The 595-nt window shown below is 36.5% G+C and carries 1 protein-coding gene and 1 pseudogene; both read right to left on the bottom strand.

The window, feature by feature from the left end; all coding sequences use genetic code 11:
* Positions 1-238 (bottom strand): annotated as a pseudogene (locus HMPREF2837_RS05115) (conjugal transfer protein TrbL); the annotation flags it as partial.
* 9 nt (positions 239-247) lie between these two features.
* Positions 248-475, bottom strand: coding sequence for a hypothetical protein (locus HMPREF2837_RS05110; protein ID WP_075230708.1), 228 nt, complete (start codon positions 473-475; stop codon positions 248-250).
* Positions 476-595: the final 120 nt, after the last annotated feature.

Below are 595 nucleotides of genomic sequence, written 5' to 3'. Positions count from 1 at the left end.
AGATCATGATTAAGGCAAATAAATATTTCATTAAGGCTTCTAGCCAAATCTTCTGTGTTAACGCTCCCCCTCTCGACTTGACCATTTGTGACCACGATGCCATTTCAAACCAGAAAAAAAGACCTAAAAGGATATACCCAATAGGTCTAACGGCATCAGCCATCATATTTACAGCTTGATTTGTCGCAGAGCTATAACTAGAAAGAGAGCTTGTTAGCTCTCTAATATCTAAATTCATAGGCGACTCCTAAAATTTTAGTTGAGATAGTGCTGCAATGATTGCGGATGCAATTCCCGCAGAAGCTACGGCCAGATATGCACCATTAATCATAGAATCAGACCCATCATCTTGTCTTTGCTTATCTTTATTCTTTCTTCCTTGGATATAGTCAGTTGAACCATTCCAGATCCAGACAAGACCTGTGATTGTTCCAACTACGCCTAGACCAGTAATAATTTTTGTAATGATTTCCATTTTGTTTTACCTCTTTTAATTTCTTTTTTCTTTAATAAAAGGCACTGTAGAGATTTCTACAGTGCCAAACACAATACTATTTTTATAATTCATCAAATTCTTCACGATAAATCGTCCGAA

It is taken from the genome of Streptococcus sp. HMSC071D03 (assembly GCF_001812125.1).
Lineage (GTDB): Bacteria > Bacillota > Bacilli > Lactobacillales > Streptococcaceae > Streptococcus > Streptococcus pseudopneumoniae_N.
This window is presented reverse-complemented; position numbering and strand designations above follow the sequence as displayed.

Excerpts from the sequence above, each read along its gene's own strand:
- HMPREF2837_RS05110 (WP_075230708.1), bottom strand. The coding sequence starts at position 475 with ATGGAAATCATTACAAAAATTATTACTGGTCTAGGCGTAGTTGGAACA.